Origin of the sequence: Mycobacterium spongiae, assembly GCF_018278905.1 — a bacterium.
GTDB lineage: Bacteria > Actinomycetota > Actinomycetes > Mycobacteriales > Mycobacteriaceae > Mycobacterium > Mycobacterium spongiae.
On record NZ_CP046600.1, the window covers coordinates 1,286,542 to 1,304,614 of the forward strand.

At 65.7% G+C, this 18,073-nt stretch carries 13 protein-coding genes; 8 read left to right on the plus strand and 5 right to left on the minus strand.

Features of this window, described 5'->3' with window-relative positions; all coding sequences use genetic code 11:
* The first annotated feature begins 94 nt into the window (after window positions 1–94).
* Window positions 95–1,288 (plus strand): M20 family metallopeptidase, encoded by a 1,194-nt coding sequence (locus F6B93_RS05255; RefSeq protein WP_211698149.1) that lies wholly within the window; start codon window positions 95–97, stop codon window positions 1,286–1,288.
* A complete protein-coding gene (locus tag F6B93_RS05260) occupies window positions 1,285–2,454 on the plus strand; it encodes a M20 family metallopeptidase (RefSeq protein ID WP_211698150.1) in 1,170 nt (389 codons plus the stop codon). Before F6B93_RS05255 ends, F6B93_RS05260 begins: the two co-directional genes overlap by 4 nt.
* 13 nt (window positions 2,455–2,467) lie before the next feature.
* Here F6B93_RS05260 and F6B93_RS05265 read toward each other — a convergent pair whose 3' ends face one another.
* Window positions 2,468–2,947 carry a gamma-glutamylcyclotransferase family protein gene (locus F6B93_RS05265; protein ID WP_211698151.1) on the minus strand — a complete coding sequence of 160 codons (480 nt, stop codon included), beginning with the start codon at window positions 2,945–2,947 and terminating at the stop codon, window positions 2,468–2,470.
* Window positions 2,948–3,059: 112 nt separating this feature from the next.
* Between F6B93_RS05265 and F6B93_RS05270 the strand changes: the two genes are divergently transcribed.
* The 3 genes from F6B93_RS05270 (at window position 3,060) to F6B93_RS05280 (ending at window position 7,170) form a co-directional block, all read left to right on the plus strand.
* A complete protein-coding gene (locus F6B93_RS05270; RefSeq protein WP_211698152.1) occupies window positions 3,060–4,475 on the plus strand; it encodes an NAD(P)H-quinone dehydrogenase in 1,416 nt (471 codons plus the stop codon).
* An 83-nt stretch (window positions 4,476–4,558) separates the two neighbouring features.
* On the plus strand, window positions 4,559–6,316 hold the full coding sequence (locus tag F6B93_RS05275) for a glycerol-3-phosphate dehydrogenase/oxidase (protein WP_211698153.1): 1,758 nt from the start codon (window positions 4,559–4,561) through the stop codon (window positions 6,314–6,316).
* On the plus strand, window positions 6,313–7,170 hold the full coding sequence (locus F6B93_RS05280) for a pseudouridine synthase (protein ID WP_211698154.1): 858 nt from the start codon (window positions 6,313–6,315) through the stop codon (window positions 7,168–7,170). The genes F6B93_RS05275 and F6B93_RS05280 overlap by 4 nt, the downstream gene beginning before the upstream one ends.
* A gap of 5 nt (window positions 7,171–7,175) precedes the next feature.
* Here the strand turns inward: F6B93_RS05280 and F6B93_RS05285 are convergent, their stop codons facing one another.
* On the minus strand, window positions 7,176–7,526 hold the full coding sequence (locus tag F6B93_RS05285; protein WP_211698155.1) for a DUF732 domain-containing protein: 351 nt from the start codon (window positions 7,524–7,526) through the stop codon (window positions 7,176–7,178).
* Between the two features lie 326 nt (window positions 7,527–7,852).
* Here F6B93_RS05285 and pstS point away from each other — a divergent pair, with 326 nt between their 5' ends.
* Window positions 7,853–8,965, plus strand: coding sequence for a phosphate ABC transporter substrate-binding protein PstS (pstS, locus tag F6B93_RS05290; protein WP_211698156.1), 1,113 nt, complete (start codon window positions 7,853–7,855; stop codon window positions 8,963–8,965).
* 131 nt (window positions 8,966–9,096) lie between these two features.
* On the plus strand, window positions 9,097–10,236 hold the full coding sequence (locus tag F6B93_RS05295; protein WP_211698157.1) for a PPE family protein: 1,140 nt from the start codon (window positions 9,097–9,099) through the stop codon (window positions 10,234–10,236).
* A gap of 4 nt (window positions 10,237–10,240) precedes the next feature.
* Here F6B93_RS05295 and nei2 read toward each other — a convergent pair whose 3' ends face one another.
* Window positions 10,241–10,996, minus strand: coding sequence for an endonuclease VIII Nei2 (gene nei2 / locus F6B93_RS05300; protein WP_211698158.1), 756 nt, complete (start codon window positions 10,994–10,996; stop codon window positions 10,241–10,243).
* A 3-nt stretch (window positions 10,997–10,999) separates the two neighbouring features.
* Entirely contained in the window at window positions 11,000–15,604 is a 4,605-nt protein-coding gene (locus F6B93_RS05305; RefSeq protein ID WP_211699285.1) for an ATP-dependent helicase, read from the minus strand.
* A gap of 224 nt (window positions 15,605–15,828) precedes the next feature.
* Here F6B93_RS05305 and F6B93_RS05310 point away from each other — a divergent pair, with 224 nt between their 5' ends.
* Window positions 15,829–17,358, plus strand: coding sequence for a phospholipase C (locus F6B93_RS05310; protein WP_211699286.1), 1,530 nt, complete (start codon window positions 15,829–15,831; stop codon window positions 17,356–17,358).
* 22 nt (window positions 17,359–17,380) lie between these two features.
* Here the strand turns inward: F6B93_RS05310 and F6B93_RS05315 are convergent, their stop codons facing one another.
* Window positions 17,381–18,055 (minus strand): TetR/AcrR family transcriptional regulator, encoded by a 675-nt coding sequence (locus tag F6B93_RS05315; RefSeq protein WP_211698159.1) that lies wholly within the window; start codon window positions 18,053–18,055, stop codon window positions 17,381–17,383.
* Window positions 18,056–18,073: the final 18 nt, after the last annotated feature.

Genomic DNA, 18,073 nt, shown 5'->3' on the forward strand with positions numbered 1-18,073 from the left:
CCTATCGCATCGCGGAACGGCCCGACAAGCGCCGCGGCGGTCGTCGGTGGCCGGATCGAGTCCTGGCTGGACGCGTCGATGAGATACTGCGAGGATGCCCCAAGCCAGCGCATCAGACCGTGTCGAGGAAGTGGTGCGCTGTCGTGCTGCCGACCTAGTCGCCTTGTCCCATGCGATCCACGCCGAGCCGGAGCTGGCGTTCGCCGAGCACAAGAGCTGCACGAAGACGCAGGCGCTGGTCGCCGAACGGGGCTTCGAGATCACGAAGGCCGCTGCTGGGTTGGAGACAGCGTTCCGCGCCGATTTCGGCAGCGGACCGCTGGTTGTCGGAGTGTGCGCCGAGTATGACGCGCTTCCGGGACTCGGACACGCGTGCGGGCACAACATCATCGCGGCCGCCGCGGTAGGCACCGCGCTGGCTCTGGCTGAGGTCGCCGACGACCTCGGCCTCACCGTAGCCTTGCTGGGAACTCCGGCCGAGGAGTCCGGCGGGGGAAAAGCGCTGATGTTGCAGGCCGGGACGTTTGACGATGTCGCGGTGGCCGTGATGGCGCATCCCGGGCCATCCGACATCGCCGGGGCCAGGTCATTAGCGTTGTCCGAGGTGACAGTGCACTATGAGGGTAAGGAATCGCACGCCGCGGTGGCGCCGCACCTCGGGGTCAATGCGGCCGACGCGGTGACCGTTGCGCAGGTTGCGATTGGTCTACTGCGGCAGCAACTGGCGCCAGGCCAGCTGGTGCACGGCATCGTCACCGATGGCGGGCAAGCGGTCAACGTGATCCCCGGGCGCGCGGCAGTGACCTATGCGATGCGCGCGCGGGAGTCGACGTCATTGCGTGAGCTGGAGGCCAGGATGTACGCGTGCTTTGCCGCGGGCGCGTTGGCCACGGGGTGCGAATATGCGATCGATCAAGCCGCTCCGGCCTACGCGGAGCTGAAACCCGACCAGTGGCTCGCCGACGCGTGTCGGCAGGAGATGTTTCGGCTAGGACGTGAGCCGCTACCGCCCGCAATCGAGGCCGAGCTTCCCCTGGGCAGCACCGACATGGGCAATGTCACGCAAGTGCTGCCGGGGATCCATCCCGTCATCGGCGTCGACGCCGGAGGGGCCACGGTGCACCAGCGCGCATTCGCTGCCGCTGCGGCAGGCCCGAGCGCCGACCGTGCGGTCGTTGACGGCGCGATCGTCTTGGCCCGCTCGATTGTCCAGCTCGCCGAGACACCCACTGAGCGGGATCGGGTACTGGCTGCGCAGCAGTGCCGACTGAGCGGGGCGCGGGTATGAGCCTGGTCGACGCCGCCGAATCGTGGCTGGCTACCCATTACGAGGACCTGGTCGCCTGGCGCAGACACATCCATCGCTACCCGGAGTTGGGCCGCCAGGAATACGCGACCACGCAGTTCGTCGCCGAGCGGTTGGCCGGCGCGGGACTAAATCCGAAAACGCTGCCGGGTGGGACCGGACTGACCTGCGACTTCGGTCCTGAACACCGGCCTCGGATCGCATTGCGCGCCGATATGGACGCGCTGCCGATGGCCGAGCGTACCGGCGCCGCATACGCCTCGACGATGCCCAACGTCGCCCACGCCTGCGGGCATGATGCGCACACCGCGATCCTGCTCGGTACCGCGCTGGCATTGGCGTCGGAACCCGAGTTGCCGGTCGGGGTGCGGCTGATCTTCCAGGCCGCCGAAGAGCTGATGCCCGGTGGCGCTATCGACGCGATCGCTGCCGGTGCATTGATCGGGGTGTCGCGGATCTTCGCCTTGCACTGCGATCCCCGGCTCGAGGTCGGCAAGGTCGCGGTCAGACAGGGCCCCATCACTTCGGCGGCCGACCAGATTGCCATCACGCTGTATTCGCCGGGTGGACACACGTCGCGTCCCCACCTGACCGCTGACCTGGTCTACGGGCTCGGGACACTGATCACCGGTCTGCCGGGTGTGCTCTCGCGCCGTATCGACCCACGTAATAGCACTGTCTTGGTGTGGGGTGCGGTCAATGCGGGGGTGGCCCCGAACGCTATTCCACTTACCGGCGTGCTGGCCGGCACCGTGCGCACCGCCAGCCGGCAGACCTGGGTCGACCTTGAGGAGTTGATCCGCGAGGCCGTCGCCGGTTTGCTGTCACCACTGGCCATCGAACACACGCTGCAATACCACCGGGGCGTGCCGCCGGTGGTGAATGAGGACGTCTCGACGCGCATCCTGACCCATGCCATCGAAGCCGTTGGCCCCGATGCGCTGGCCGACACTCGCCAGTCCGGCGGCGGCGAAGACTTCTCGTGGTATCTGGAAGAAGTTCCCGGCGCGATGGCGCGGCTGGGCGTATGGCCCGGGCGGGGGCCGCAGCTGGATCTGCATCAGCCGACATTCGACCTCGACGAGCGAGCCCTCGGTATCGGGCTGAAGGTGATGGTCAGCATCATCGAACAAGCGGCTAGACCCTAATTTAGGCCCTGATTCAGGTCGTAGTCCCAGGACCGATGTTGCGGGCCGGACGGGTGCGCAGATCGTGCACGTAATGGTTTGGCGCGCCGGCGATCTCGGCCGCATCGGCCATCACGCCCAGATAGCGCGCCGACGGCAATCCGCCCTCCCAGGCGTCCAGGACGTACAGCCACGCCAGCACAGGATCTATTGAGGTGTCCGACGAGATCCGTTCCACCCGGCATCGGATCTTCTTGTGAATGCCGAACTCGGATCCTTCCCACTGGTCAAGGTTCATCTCATCTGCGGGCGTCATGTCGTAGAGCACGACGAACACACTGGAATCCGGATCCTCGACGACCGTCGCCAGTGCCCCTTCCCAGCCGATGTCCTCGCCGCCGAATGTCAGCCGCCAGCCGGGCAACCAGCCGGTTCCGGTCATCGGAGAGTGAGGTGCGCGCTCGAGCATCTGCTCTGGATGCATGTTCGATCCGTACGCGGCGTAGAGCGGCACGGGGAAAGCTTAGACGGCTCCTGCCTGCGTGGCGTGCACGATTGGGCCGCGGTTGCCCGCCACGCTGCCGCGCGCTCGTATCTTTCGGCGTCGTCAAGCTAGGTTATGGGCTGTGGCGACCCGCATCGTGATCCTCGGTGGAGGCCCGGCTGGCTACGAAGCCGCCCTGGTAGCCGCCACCTCACACCCCGAATCAGCCCACGTCACCGTGATTGACAGTGACGGCATGGGCGGCGCCGCTGTTCTGGACGACTGTGTGCCGTCCAAGACGTTCATCGCCTCTACCGGCTTGCGCACCGAACTGCGACGGGCTCCTCGCCTGGGATTCGATGTCGACTTCGACGACGTAGAAATCTCGTTGCCCCAGATCCATGCCCGCGTCAAGAGACTGGCCGCCGAACAGTCGGCCGACATCACTGAGCAGCTGCTGGGTGTGGGAGTCCATGTGATCGCGGGTCGGGGCGAGCTGGTCGACCCCAGCCCCGGCCTGGCGCGGCACCGCATCAAGGCCACCGCCGCCGATGGCACCTGCAGCGAGCATGAGGCAGACGTCGTGCTGATCGCCACCGGGGCGAGCCCGCGCATCCTGCCGTCAGCTCAGCCGGACGGTGAACGCATCCTGACCTGGCGGCAGCTCTACGAACTGGACGAATTGCCGGAGCACCTCATTGTGGTGGGGTCTGGGGTCACCGGTGCGGAGTTTGTCCATGCTTACACCGAATTGGGGGTCCGGGTTTCGGTGGCGGCCAGCCGGGACCGGGTGCTGCCATACGAAGACGCCGACGCCGCGTTGGTCCTGGAAGAGGTGTTTGCCGAGCGCGGCGTGCAGCTGTTCAAGAATGCCCGCGCCGAGTCTGTCACTCGGACCGCCGCCGGGGTCCTGGTCACCATGACCGACGGGCGCACGGTCGAGGGCAGCCACGCCTTGATGACGATCGGCTCGGTTCCCAACACCAGCGGCCTTGGCCTGGAACGGGTCGGCATCGAACTGGGCCCCGGTAACTATCTGCCCGTGGACCGAGTGTCGCGGACAGCGGTGCCCGGTATCTACGCCGCCGGAGACTGCACCGGTCTGCTGCTGCTGGCCTCGGTGGCCGCGATGCAGGGCCGGATCGCGATGTATCACGCGCTCGGCGAAGGCGTCACCCCGATCCGGTTGCGCACAGTCGCCGGGACAGTGTTCACCAGACCCGAGATCGCCGCGGTCGGCGTGCCGCAATCGGCGATCGACGACGGGACGGTGAATGCGCGGACCATCATGCTGCCGTTGCGGACCAACGCGCGGGCAAAGATGTCTGGGTTGCGGCAGGGGTTCGTCAAGGTGTTCTGTCGCCAATCCACCGGTGTGGTGATTGGCGGTGTGGTGGTGGCGCCTATTGCGTCGGAGTTGATCCTTCCCATCGCCGTAGCTGTACAAAACCGCATCACCGTTAACGAACTCGCGCAGACACTCGCCGTTTACCCGTCGTTGTCGGGCTCGATCACTGAGGCCGCTCGCCGGCTGATGGCACACGACGATCTGGACTGAAGGGCAACTCACGCGCCGCCGGAAGAACTAGCCTTAGCTCTGCACCACTGACCGACGACTAGCTGACAGGAGTGCCCACTGTCGTGAGCAACCCGATCCATCCCTCAGAGAGTCAGGACACCGGGCCGGCTTCAGCGCTAGGGCCTGCGCAACGGGCCGCGGCCTGGGAGCGACTCGGAGCTGAACAGTTCGACGTGGTGGTTATCGGCGGCGGCGTGGTGGGCGCGGGGTGTGCGCTCGATGCTGCCACCCGCGGGCTCAAGGTGGCGCTGGTCGAAGCGCGGGACTTGGCATCCGGCACGTCGAGCCGGTCGTCGAAGATGTTCCATGGTGGGCTGCGCTACCTCGAACAACTGGAGTTCGGGCTGGTACGCGAAGCGCTCTACGAGCGCGAGTTGTCACTGACAACCTTGGCGCCCCATCTGGTCAAGCCGTTGCCCTTCTTGTTCCCGCTGACCAAGCGCTGGTGGGAACGCCCGTATATGGCCGCGGGAATATTCCTGTATGACCGCCTGGGCGGCGCGAAATCAGTTCCGGCGCAGAAGCATTTGACGCGTGCGGGTGCGCTGCGGTTGAGCCCGGGCCTCAAGCGGAGCTCGCTGATTGGCGGCATCCGCTACTACGACACCGTGGTGGACGACGCCCGGCACACGATGACGGTCGCGCGGACCGCGGCGCACTACGGTGCGGTCCTGCGGTGCTCTACCCAGGTGGTCGCGCTGCTCCGCGACGGGGACCGAGTGATCGGCGTGCGCGTGCGCGACTCCGAGGACGGCTCGATCACCGAGGTTCGTGGCCATGTCGTGGTCAACGCGACTGGGGTCTGGACCGACGAGATCCAGGCATTGTCCAAGCAGCGTGGGCGGTTCCAGGTGCGCGCGTCGAAGGGTGTTCACGTGGTGGTGCCCCGCGACCGGATTGTCAGCGACGTCGCGATGATCCTGCGCACCGAGAAGTCGGTGATGTTCATCATCCCCTGGGGGAGTCACTGGATCATCGGGACCACAGACACCGACTGGAATCTCGACCTCGCTCACCCTGCGGCAACCAAAGCGGACATCGACTACATCCTCGAGACCGTCAACACCGTCTTGGCGACACCGTTGACCCATTCGGACATCGACGGAGTCTACGCGGGGCTGCGCCCACTGCTCGCCGGGGAAAGCGACGAAACCTCCAAGCTTTCCCGGGAACACGCGGTGGCGGTGCCCGCGGCCGGCCTCATTGCCATCGCCGGCGGCAAGTACACCACCTACCGGGTGATGGCGGCCGACGCAATCGATGCCGCGGTCCAGTTCATTCCGGCCCGGGTGGCACCGTCGATCACCCAGAAGGTGCGGCTGCTGGGCGCCGACGGCTACTTCGCGCTGATCAATCAGGCCGAGCACGTGGGTGAGATGCAGGGTCTGCCCCCATATCGCGTCCGTCATCTGCTGGACCGCTATGGCTCGTTGATCTTCGATGTGCTGGCGTTGGCGGCCGGCGACGCCGAACTCCTCAGCCCCATCACAGAGGCGCCAGGCTACTTGAAAGTGGAAGCTCTCTATGCCGTCACGGCCGAGGGTGCCCTGCATCTCGAGGATATCCTGGCTCGCCGGATGCGGGTCTCCATCGAGTATCCGCATCGCGGTGTCGAATGCGCCCGGGAGGTGGCTGATGTGATCGCTCCCGCGCTGGGCTGGACCGACGATGACATCGAACGCGAGGTTGCGAATTACACCGCCCGAGTGGAGGCCGAAGTGCTGTCACAGGCGCAGCCCGACGACGTCTCGGCCGATATGTTGCGTGCCAGTGCACCCGAGGCGCGTGCCGAGATCCTCGAGCCGGTTCCCCTGAATTGAAGGCTGCACCACTTCCCGTCCGCGACGGATTGGGGCCAGCTCGGGTGCGGCTGGATGGTGGACCGGTGCTCGCCGAGCTGACCGCCCGGTTTGGCGCGCCGGCGCGCGCCAAGGTGCTCGCCGGAGAGGTTGTCGACGGCGACGGCGCGACGATCGATACCGGTACCGTCCTGCCGCCCGGGTCCTTCGTGTACCTGTATCGCGAGCTGCCGCACGAGGTTCCCGTACCCTTTGAGATCCCGGTGTTGCATCGCGACGACGACATTGTTGTCGTCGACAAGCCGCACTTCTTGGCGACCATGCCCCGGGGCCGGCATGTCGCCCAAACAGCGCTGGTGCGGTTGCGTTGCGCGCTGCGCCTACCCGAACTGAGCCCGGCCCACCGGCTGGATCGGTTGACCGCCGGAGTCTTGCTATTCACTGCCCGCCGCGAGGTCCGTGGGACGTATCAAACGCTGTTTGCCCGAGGCATGGTGAGCAAGACCTACCTGGCGCGGGCTGAGGTCGATCCGGCCCTGGTGCTTCCGCGCGTTGTCCGCAGCCGGATTGTCAAGCGCCGCGGCCACCTGCAGGCGGTCTGCGAGCCCGGTGTGCCCAACGCGGAGACAAGGGTGGAGTTGGCATCGCCGGAGGGGCGCTACCGGCTCACGCCGCGGACCGGACGCACCCACCAGCTGCGGGTGCACATGGCATCGCTGGGGATACCGATTCTGGGAGATCCGTTGTATCCCGACGTTGTCGATGTGGCCGCCGATGACTTCAGCGTGCCGCTGCAATTGCTCGCCCAGTGCATCGAGTTCGATGACCCCATCACCGGGACACCCCGTAGGTTCGTGAGCCGCCGGGAACTGTGACTCAGCTACTCGTGAACGTGATGTCGCGGGCAGTACGCGGCGATGCTCACACCGACGAAGTACCCCGCGCGATAGCCGTCCAGATTGCTGCTGCCGGACACGTCAGTGGCGATTTCGGACTTGGGCCTTCCGGTGTCGAGTTCGTCGCAGACCTGATGACCGGCAAGTATCGCCGTCTGCGGGGACGCGAAGTTGATGCCCTTGGACTGCACGGCATTCAGGAACGCGTCATCGACCCGGTCGGCGCGCGCAGATGGGGTCCCCATTGCCGAGAGGCCAAGCACGACGATGGTCAAGGACAGGCCGACTGACAGTGATCGCACCGACCCGGGCGAGCGCGCTTGGCTGGTGGCCATTGCTGAAACCTCCCCGCTGACGAGCGCTGGCGGCAAGCCAAGTCGCTGACATTGCGATCATCGCACGCCATGATGGGAAGGGCGAAGCCCTCGGCGCCGACGAGCCTGGCCCGGCGACTACGACGACAAGGTTTAATGAGCCATATGGGCGCCACGATGTCGGAAGTCTTTCGAGACCGTGTACCGACCGAAAACGGTAACTGAATTCGTGCACGTCGCTGCTGCCAGTGGCGAGCGTAGCTTCCCGCCACAACGGGACTACTTGCTAGGATGCCGCATGACTGCGTCGGCGGCGATTGTTCGTCTGTACCGCTCGAGGAATTGAATTGAAATCGAATCGATTTGGCGCGGCGCTGAGCGTACTAGTCGCTGGCGCGGTCACGCTGTCGGCGTGCGGTCGTGACGACAACGCCGCTAGCCAAAGTCCGACATCGGACACTGTGCCGGTGGTGGTGAGCTGCGGCGGCAAGCCGTCTGTGAAGGCCAGCGGTTCCACCGCCCAGGAAAATGCCATGACCCTTTTTGCTCGGGCCTTCGAACAAGCCTGCCCGGGGCAGTCATTGACGTACACGGCTAACAGTTCCGCGGAAGGAATCAGCGAATTTATTGACGACAAAACGGATTTCGGGGGCTCGGACTCGCCGCTGAGCCAAGACGAGCACGCCAAGGCCGAGCAGCGATGTGGCTCACCCGTGTGGAACCTGCCGATGGTCTTCGGGCCCGTCGCCATCGCCTTCAATGTCCCGGGTCTGACCACGTTGAACCTGGACGCTCCGACCGCGGCGAGGATTTTCAACGGCACCATCACGAGCTGGCACGACCCGGCGATCCACGCGCTGAACCCAGGTGCCAGCTTGCCCATTGAGCCGATTCGGGTGGTTTATCGCAGGGATCGTTCTGGCACCACGGAGAATTTTCAGAGATATCTCGATAGCGCTTCCAACGGTGCCTGGGGTAGGGGCGCCGGTAAGGAATTTAACGGCGGTGTCGGCGAGGGCGTCGAGAGCAACGAAGAGGCGGCCGCCCTCGTTCATCGCACCGAAGGGGCGATTAGCTATGTCGAATGGTCGTACGCCCTTGAAGAGCACTTGAGCATGGCCAGTGTCTTCACCTCGGCCGGTCCGCGGCCGGTACCGATCAGCACCGAGTCGGTGGGGAAGACGATTTCGGCCGCCTGGTTCATCGGTGAGGGTAACGATCTTGCCTTCGACACGATCTCGTTCTTTCGGCCGAATCAGCCGGGTTCCTACCCGATCGTGTTGGTGTCGTACCAGATCGTGTGTTCGAAGTATCGCGATGCTCAGGTCGGCACGGCCGTAAAGGCGTTGTTGCAAAGCGCTGTCGACGTGAGCCAGAAAGATCTGGCACACAACGGATATGTCCCCGTTCCAGACGCATTCATGCCGAGATTGTTGGCCTCGATCGATGCCATATCCTGACCTGTGGTTGGATGCGGTACCGGCAGCCCCGGGCCGCATACAAGCCGATGACACCCAATGTTCCAGCGGTATTTTCGCATTAGTCAACTCTTTGTTCCGAGAGGTTTCCTCGCGTAGGTTTGGTCAGTGTCATGGACTTCATTTCGTTGCCGCCTGAGATCACCTCGGCGCTCATTCACTCTGGTCCTGGGGCGCAATCGCTGATAGAAGCCTCCGTTGCCTGGCAACGGCTGGGCACCGATTTGGAGGACACGATCCGCATCTATGTCCCCGTGTTGTCCTCGGCGGCAGAGGCCTGGAACGGTCGCTCGTCGACGGTGATGATCGACGCGGTTGCGCCCTACCTCACCTGGCTGCGCACGACTGCGCAACAGTGCCAGCAGTTGGCCTCCTCGGCGCAGCTAGCGGTCGGGGCGTTCGGCTCCACGGTGTCGGCGGTGGTTCATCCCTCGGAGGTCACCGCCAACAGGGTCCAGCTCGCGCGGTTGGTGGCGACAAACCGATTGGGTGGAAACCTTGCGGCTATCGCCGATACCGAAGCACAGTACGACCGCATGTGGGTGGACAATTCGGCAGCGTTGTATCGCTATCAAGCAAACACGGCACAAGCACTCGCGTTGCCCGAATTCTTCTCACCGCCTTCGATTGTCAATCCGACGGGGGCCGCTGCGCAAGCCAGTGCGGTGTCTTCCGCGTCCGCGGCTCCCGCGGCAGCTACCTCTCCGGTGGATTCGATACTGCAGGCGGTAGGCGTTACCTTCGACCCCAACGCAGGCTGGTTTGGGCTGGGCAACACCTACCTAAACCAGTGGATATCGTCCGGATGGCCCGTCAACCTCCTCGAATTCCTCGCACAGAACACGTCGGCTCAGGCGCTGCGGTCCGTGGCCCCCGACATTGCTGCCGGCCTCTCGGAAGGCGAAGCCGCCCTGGAAGAATCAGCGGCGGGTTTGGCCAGCGCAAGCAGAGCCTTGAGTGCGGCAGGGACGCCGACGGCCGCTGCAGGCGTCGCGGTTCCGATGGGCAAAATCAGCGCGCCCCCTGCCGTGGTGGGGTTGTTACCTGCCACGCAAACACCGGTGCAGCTCGCTTCGGCCGCGTCGCCGCTTCCGGCTGGCGCACAAGGGTTCCCCATGCTTCCACCGCTCATGCCGCCACCGATCGCCGCAGGCAGCGGTTGGCGCAAGAGGAAGCAGCCCAAGTACGAAGACCTCGAAGTGGGCCTGGAACTCAAAGGCACGATCATGCCCCGGCCGCCGTCAGCCGGTTGACTGTTCAACGCTGGCACGCCCGACACCAGAACCGCACCCGCTCGCCGGTCCCGTCATAGTCGATGGCGGTTCCGCAGCGGCGGCAGCCTTGGCCGGCTCGTCCGTAGACCCACAGGCGCCGACCTGCGCGGGTGTCGCCGGTAGTGCAGCGGTGCCAACGCACGCGGTTAGCCCACAACATGTCGCGAGCCCGAGTGACCAAGCGCAGCGGGTCACCGACAGCGCCGACCGGTGCGGTCGGCAGATGTCCACTGAGGAAACACAATTCGTTGCAATAGACGTTGCCGATCCCGGCCATCACCCGCTGGTCGAGTAGCACCTCGGCGACGGGCCGGCCCGGATCGGCGACCAGGTTGTCGGCGGCACGCTGCGCATCCCAGTCGTCGCCCAACAAATCGGGTCCCAGATGCGAGACAACGGAGAAGTCTCTCTCCCGATCGAGAAGCTCCAGCACACCCAGATCGACGCCGACTGCTCGGATGGTGCCGCATTCCAGAATGATTCGCGAGCGGTGATCCACCCGCACGGGCCGATCTCCGACTCGCCAGCTGCCGTCCATCTTCAAATGGGAGTGGATGCTGGCCGCCCCGATTCTGATGAACAGATGCTTGCCTCGGCTGAGTACCTCGTCCACCACCTGACCGGTCAGGTCGACGGTCGCCAAGCGTGGCACCCGGATATCGCACCGCGTCACCACACGACCGGCCAGATGCTGGCGCAGCGTTGTCGCGGTGCGCCAGATGGTATCTCCCTCGGGCATCGCTTACCGCAGCCGCAACCCGCGGGGCGTGCGGACGAAGCCGGCTTGAATGAGGCTCGCCGCCGTGTCGGTCACCGAGGCTGTCGTGTCGGGCGCAAGCACCGGCGTCCCATCTATCCGCTCGACGACGATTGACGCGACGCGGCGAGCGGCGACGAGGTCAGCCAGCCCGATGGCAGCCGCGTGCCCCGCGCCAGGGTCTTCGGTGAATGTCAGCAAGGAACGCCCTCCTCGCTCGAGAAACCAGGCCAGCTCGCCATCCACCAGGACGACGAGTGCTCCGGCTTTGCGACCGGGTCGGGCGGTGCCGCCACCACGCGACGCCGGCCAGGGCAGCGCCGCACCGTACGGGTTGGCCGGGTCGGCGGCTGCGAGAGTAACCGCCTGGTACTCGGGCCGTTCCGGGTCCTTGAACGAACCCGGGCCGTCGAGATAGCTGCGGAGCCGGTCGACGGTCGACGCGACGGCGAACTGGGCGCCTCCCAGCGATTCGACGAAGTAGCCGCGCTGGCACCTGCCGGCTTCCTCGAACGCGCCCAGCACCTTGTAGAGCGTGGCGAACCCGCCCGGGACGCCCTCGGCGGCCACCGCGCCTTTGGTCAGCACACCGTGGCGATTCAACAGCACCTCGGCGTGGTGATGTGCCCGCAGCGTGGAATCGGGCTCGGCGAGTGGCAACGCCGACCAGCGACCGGCCACCATCGGGTCAGTCCTGCGGGTCTGTGCGTGTGCGACGCTGTACCGGCTCAACCGCGGGCGGCGGGGTCCCCGGTGCGCCGGGGCGGAGCGGGTACGAGAACCTGTGCCGCCCAGTAGCGCGCGCACTGGTGCAAACGTGTCGCCGGTGATCAAGCCGGCCCAGATCAGTTCCCACAGAGCTGCTTTGAGCTCCGCCTCGGCGACGTCGTGCTGTGTCAGCTGACGGAAGAAGTACGCGCCGCCGCCGGCCAGCGTGTCCACGATCGTCCGGTGGACATCGGTGAACTCGATCTCCGCCGGAGCGGTCAAGGTCACCGGCGCCGCATCGGCGGGGTGCAGCGCGATCCAACCATCGCTGCCCGAGATCGATCCGGCGCCCGACCACGTGACCTCTCCGCTCGCGAGCAGCTCGTCCAGCATCGCCGGAGAGTAGTCGCGGACCCGTGGGGCGAGCACCAGCGGCTCAATAGCCGAGGCTGGCATCCGGACGCCCGCGAGCTGTTCGATGGCGGCGGCCAGGCCATCGATGCCTGTGTTGCCCGTGTTGGCAGTATGCGCTGACGAGGTGGCGGCGGCGACCCCGTGCCAGGCCGGCAGGAATCGGCCGTAGGCCGCGGTGCTGACCGGTTCAACCTGCGCCCGGAGCGCGGCCAGCGAGCGGCGGCGCAGAATGCGCAATACCTCCGCATCGCACCACTGTTCACCGCCGGCGGCGCTCGGTGTCTCGGGCACGGCGACAAAGTCGCCGCGCACCAGTCGGCCGTCGTTGGCCAAGCGCCCGAGCACGTCCGCGGTGACCCGTAGGCCCAGACCGAACCGGCCGGCGGCCTCGGCGGTAGTGAACGGGGTACGGGTGCGCGCGTAGCGGCCCAGCAGCTCGCCCAGTGGATCGGCCACCGCCTCCGTGAAGCTGGTCGGGACGCCGACCGGCACCGCGCTCCCGACTCCGTCGCGGAGGCGGCCGATATCTTCGACGGCCACCCACCAGATGTGATCGGCGAAGGACACGGTCAGTGCCCGTCTGGCGGCACGCAGTCCCTCCAACCACCCCGTGACGTCGCCGCCATCGGACACCGCTGTCCGAGCGGCGACCTCATCCTCGGTGAGGGGACCCAGCAGTCGCAATAGGTCGGCAACTCCTTCGGCATCGGGAGCGAGCCGATCAGCCGACAGATGCTGCAACTGGCGGCCGGTTGTCGCGATCACCTCGGGATCGAGCAGTTCGCGCAGCTCCACACGGCCAAGCAGCTCGGCCAGCAGCGTGCTGTCGAGCGAGAGCGCGGCGGCGCGGCGTTCGGCCAGCGGGATATCACCTTCGTAGATGAACGCACCCACGTAGCCGAACAACAGTGACGCCGCGAACGGTGAGGGTGTCGCGGTCTCGGCTTCGGTGACCCGCACCCGGCGCTGGGCGATGTCGGTCATCAGCGCCACCAGCGTGGGGACATCGTAGACGTCCTGGAGGCACTCGCGGACAGTCTCCAGCACGATGGGGAAGTCGGGGTACTTGCGGGCCACGTCGAGCAATTGGGCGGCGCGCTGGCGCTGGTGCCACAGCGGCGAGCGGCGGCCAGGGTGTCGGCGTGGCAGCAGCAAGGCGCGCGCCGCCGATTCACGGAACCGCGAGGCGAACAACGCCGAGCCGCCCACTTCCGCGGTGACGATCGGATCGATCTCGTCGGCCTCGAAGATGAACAACTCCGCGCCAGGCGGGGGCTGCCCGGAGTCGGGCAAGCGCACCACGATCCCGTCGTCGGAGGCGGTCGGTTTCTCGTCGATGTCGTAGCGCTCGCGCAGCCGCCTGCTGACCGCCAGTGCCAGTGGTCCGTGCACCCGAAGCCCGTACGGCGAGTGCAAGATCACCCGCCAATCGCCGAGCTCGTCGCGGAACCGTTCTACGAGCAAGCTGGTGTCAGTGGGTACCACCCGGGTGGCGGTCCGTTGTTCAGCCAGCAGCTCCCACAGGTTGGCGGTCGCGTTGTCGTCGAAACCCAAATCCGCGCAACGCTTGCCGAATCTCCCGCGGTCCAAACGGGCCAGCTCACCGGTAAAGGCGCCGAGGGCGGCACCGAGTTCGGCGGGCCGGCCGACATCGTCGCCGCGCCAGAACGGCAACCGTGCTGGCTGCCCTGGCGCGGGGATCACCAGCACCCGGTCGTGGGTGATCTCGGTAATCCGCCAGCTCGTGGCACCCAGCGAGATCACGTCGCCCGGGCGGGACTCATAGACCATCTCTTCGTCGAGTTCGCCTACCCGCGAAGGTTTTTCGGAGTCGTTAGCGGTGGAAGCCAGATAGACTGTGAACAGTCCCCGGTCGGGGATGGCACCGCCGGAAGTGACGGCAAGCCGCTGCGCACCCGGTCGCGCGGTGAGCGTTCCCCCGAGGTCACCGTCGCGGTCGTAAACCAGCCGCGGCCGCAGCTCGGCGAATTCGGTGGACGGGTATTTGCCGGACAGCAGATCGAGGGTGGCTTCGAATGCGCTGCGCGGCAGTGTGGCGAACGGGGCGCTGCGGCGCACGGTGTCGAACCACCGATCGGCGTCCAGCGGTTCCAGCGCGGCCGCGGCCACCGTGTGTTGCGCGAGGATATCGAGCGGGTTCGCGGGGACCTGCATGGTTTCGATCTGGCCCGAGAGCATCCGTTGCACACTCACCGCACAACCGAGAAGGTCGGTGCGGTGCTTGGGGAACAGCACCCCACGCGAGATCTCCCCGACCTGGTGTCCGGCCCGGCCGATGCGCTGCAGGCCGCTGGCCACCGATGGCGGTGCCTCCACCTGGATCACGAGATCGACGGCGCCCATATCGATGCCGAGCTCGAGGCTGGACGTCGCGACGACCGCCTTGAGCTGGCCGCGTTTGAGGTCCTCTTCGACCAGGGCGCGCTGCTCTTTGCTGACCGAGCCGTGGTGGGCACGCGCCAGCACGGGCGGCGCGCCGAGAGCCTGGCTGTCCTGGATGGAGCCGATGATGTGCGCCGGCGCTCCGCCGGCCACCTGCCCGTTGGGCTCGCCAGTGGGCTCGATTCCGCAACGTTCCGCATGGATTTCGTTGAGCCGGGAGGTCAGCCGCTCGGCCAGCCGCCGGGAATTGGCGAACACGATGGTCGAATTGTGCGATTCGATCAGGTCGGCAAGCCGCGCCTCGACATCGGGCCAGATGGTGTTGTTGGCCAAGTTGGCCATGTCGGGCACCGGCACCTGCACGGTCAGCTCGACGGTCTTGGACGAGGGGGGAGCCACGATGGTCGTCGGGGCTTGGCCCGACAAGAACCGCGCCAGCTCCTCGGGCGGACGCACCGTTGCCGACAGCCCGATGCGCTGGGCGGGCCGCCGTTGAGACTGGTCCTGGTTGAGGTCATCGAGCCGCTCCAGCGACAGCGCCAGGTGTGCGCCGCGTTTGGTGGCCGCGATCGCGTGAATCTCATCGACGATGACTGTCCGCACGGTAGCCAAGGTCTCGCGCGCCGCGGAGGTCAGCATCAGAAATAACGACTCCGGGGTGGTTATCAATACGTCAGGTGGCCGAGCGATGAGCTGGCGCCGCAGTGCTGGCGGGGTATCGCCCGAGCGCACGCCCACGCGAATGTCGGGTGCCGGCAGGCCCTGGCGCTCGGCGAGCCGGGTGAGCCCCGCTAGCGGGGTGCGTAGGTTGCGCTCGATATCGACGGCCAGCGCTTTGAGCGGCGACACGTACAGCACGTGGGTGCCCGAGTTCGGTTCGGCCGATCTGGCCAGGCCGTCGAGAGCCCAAAGGAATGCGGCCAGCGTCTTGCCCGAACCGGTCGGCGCGATAACCAGTGTGTTGTCGCCCTCGGCGATGGCCGCCCACGCGCTGGCCTGCGCGGTGGTCGGCGCGGCGAAGGTGCTTTCGAACCAGGCGCGGGTGACTGCGCTGAAGCGATCCAACGGATCCGCGGCGGTAGCCCTCGGGGTGCCCACCCAACCATGGTGCCAAGGGGCACCGACAAATCCGAGCCGAGTTGGGGCAGAATCGGTCCAGCCTTCTTCTCACAAAATGCAGGCCGACACGCCCATTCGGTGGGTCCGCATTGATCTGCGGAAATCGATATACGGTAATAAAAACTGCGCCAGGAGGCTTTTTGGGGAAGAGCGAATACCCGGTCGACGGAATGACCCGTCGACAATTTTTTTCCAAAGTCGCTGCCGCCAGCAGCGCCGGGGCCTTTATGTCCCTGGCCGCTCCCGTGGTCGAAAAGGCCTACGGCGCGGGTCCCTGCGGCGGTCAATTGACCGACATCGAACACATCGTGTTGTTTATGCAGGAAAACCGATCGTTCGATCACTATTACGGCACGTTATCCGATGTCAATGGGTTTGACACCCCATCGCCGTCCTACCAGCAACCGGGTTGGAATCCGATGACACAGCGGCTTGACCCCGCCGGCATCGTTTCGCCATTCCGCCTTGACACCACCCGGGGCCCGTTGAAGGGCGGCGAGTGCGTTAACGATCCCGTTGAGGGCTGGATCGCTATGCACCAGGCATGGAACAACGGCGCGAACGACGGTTGGATCGCCTCGCAGTCGACCCAACCGCTGCAGGGCAACGTCGCCGCGACGATGGGTCATTACACGCGCGCGGACCTGCCCATTCACTACCTGCTGGCCGATGCGTTCACCATTTGCGACGCCTACCATTGTTCGCTTCTGGGTCAAACGTCACCCAATCGGCTGTACTGGATCAGCGCCAACATCGATCCTGAAGGCGTCAATGGAGGGCCGCTGCTGGAGACGCCCCGCGTAATGCCGCTAAACCAATTCACGTGGACCACCATGCCGGAGAATCTCAGTGCCGGCGGGGTCAGTTGGAAGATGTACCAGAACAAGCTTCTCGGTCCCATCAACGACACCGAGCTGAGTATCAGCGGCTTGCTGAACACTTTCAAGCAAGCTGGAAATCCGAGGTCGGATTTGGCCCGTTACGGTCTCGCGCCGGTCTACCCACGGGACTTCGTGGCCGACGTCAAGGCAAACAGGTTGCCGTCGGTTTCCTGGGTGGTTCCGGCAGTTACCGCCTCGGAGCATCCCGCGTTCCCGGTGTCCGTCGGTGCCGTCGCGATTGTGAGCCTGCTGCGGATCTTGCTGTCCAATCCGGCGGTGTGGGAAAAGACCGCGCTGATCGTGAGCTATGACGAAAACGGTTCTTTCTTCGACCACGTCACTCCACCCACGGCGCCGCCGGGCACGCCCGGTGAATTCGTCACCGTTCCCGACATCAACGCAGTGCCGGGCTCCGGTGGGATTCGCGGGCCAATCGGGTTGGGCTTTCGAGTGCCCTGCACGATTATCTCTCCGTACAGCCGGGGGCCGCTCAAGAGCAGCGACATCTTCGATCACACGTCGCAGTTGAAGTTCATCTCGAGGCGATTTGGGGTGCCGGTGCCAAACCTCACCGCGTGGCGTGACGCGACGGTCGGCGATATGACTTCGGCGTTCAACTTCGCCGCCCCTGCCAACCCGTCGAGACCCAATTTGGATCATCCCTTGCTGGCCTCGCTCCCAAAACTGCCTCAGTGCGTTCCCAACGTGGTGGGAGGATCGACGGTAAAAATATCGATCCCGTATCAGGTGCCATATCCGCAGGTCATGCCCACGCAGGAAGCCGGGCCCACGCGTGGCACTCCCAGCGGGCTGTGCTGAATCCCAGATCGGCGAACGTTGACTACCGCTGGGGTTCGGTCCGCGCGGCTTCCACGGCATCGGCGAGTTGGGCTTGAATCTCAGGCACCCGGGCGATCGCGTCCAACAGCGTGTGCGCGCAGACATCGGCGAGCCGGTCGGCGTCGTTGTCGGGGTTCATGATCCGCTGACGGCACACCTCGAATGTGAACGAGATCCAGCCGCAAATGATGACCCAAAGCTCCCGCTCGGCCTCTGGTCCTAAGGCTTTGCCCGGCATGGCACCCACGAACTCGCGGATTCGGGACATGATGTGTTCGGCTTGGCGGTTCTTGGCTTCGTCGTCGATGCCGAGCAGAACCGGGTCGGACCTGCCGAGCCCAACATACGCGGCCCACGCTGCCTCGGGGTGCTGTTCGTGGTAGGCCATGTAGGCCAACACGCCGGCCCGGAGCTCCTCCAACATCGTCAGGCCGGGCAACGGTGGCTGTTGGGTGGCCGCGTACAACCGATCGGCCTCGTCCTTGACGACCGCGGCGAAGAACGTCCTCTTGTCCGGGAAGTAGTGATACATCAGCGCTCGCGACACCCCGGCACGCTCGGCGATTTCGTCGATGCGCACCTCATCGTAGGGTCGTTCGCCGAAGACTTCGGCCCCCAGGGCGAGTAGTTCGGCGCGGCGGTCGGCTGGGGATAGCCGTCGCCTGGCTGTTGTCATGGGACAGATCCTACCCAC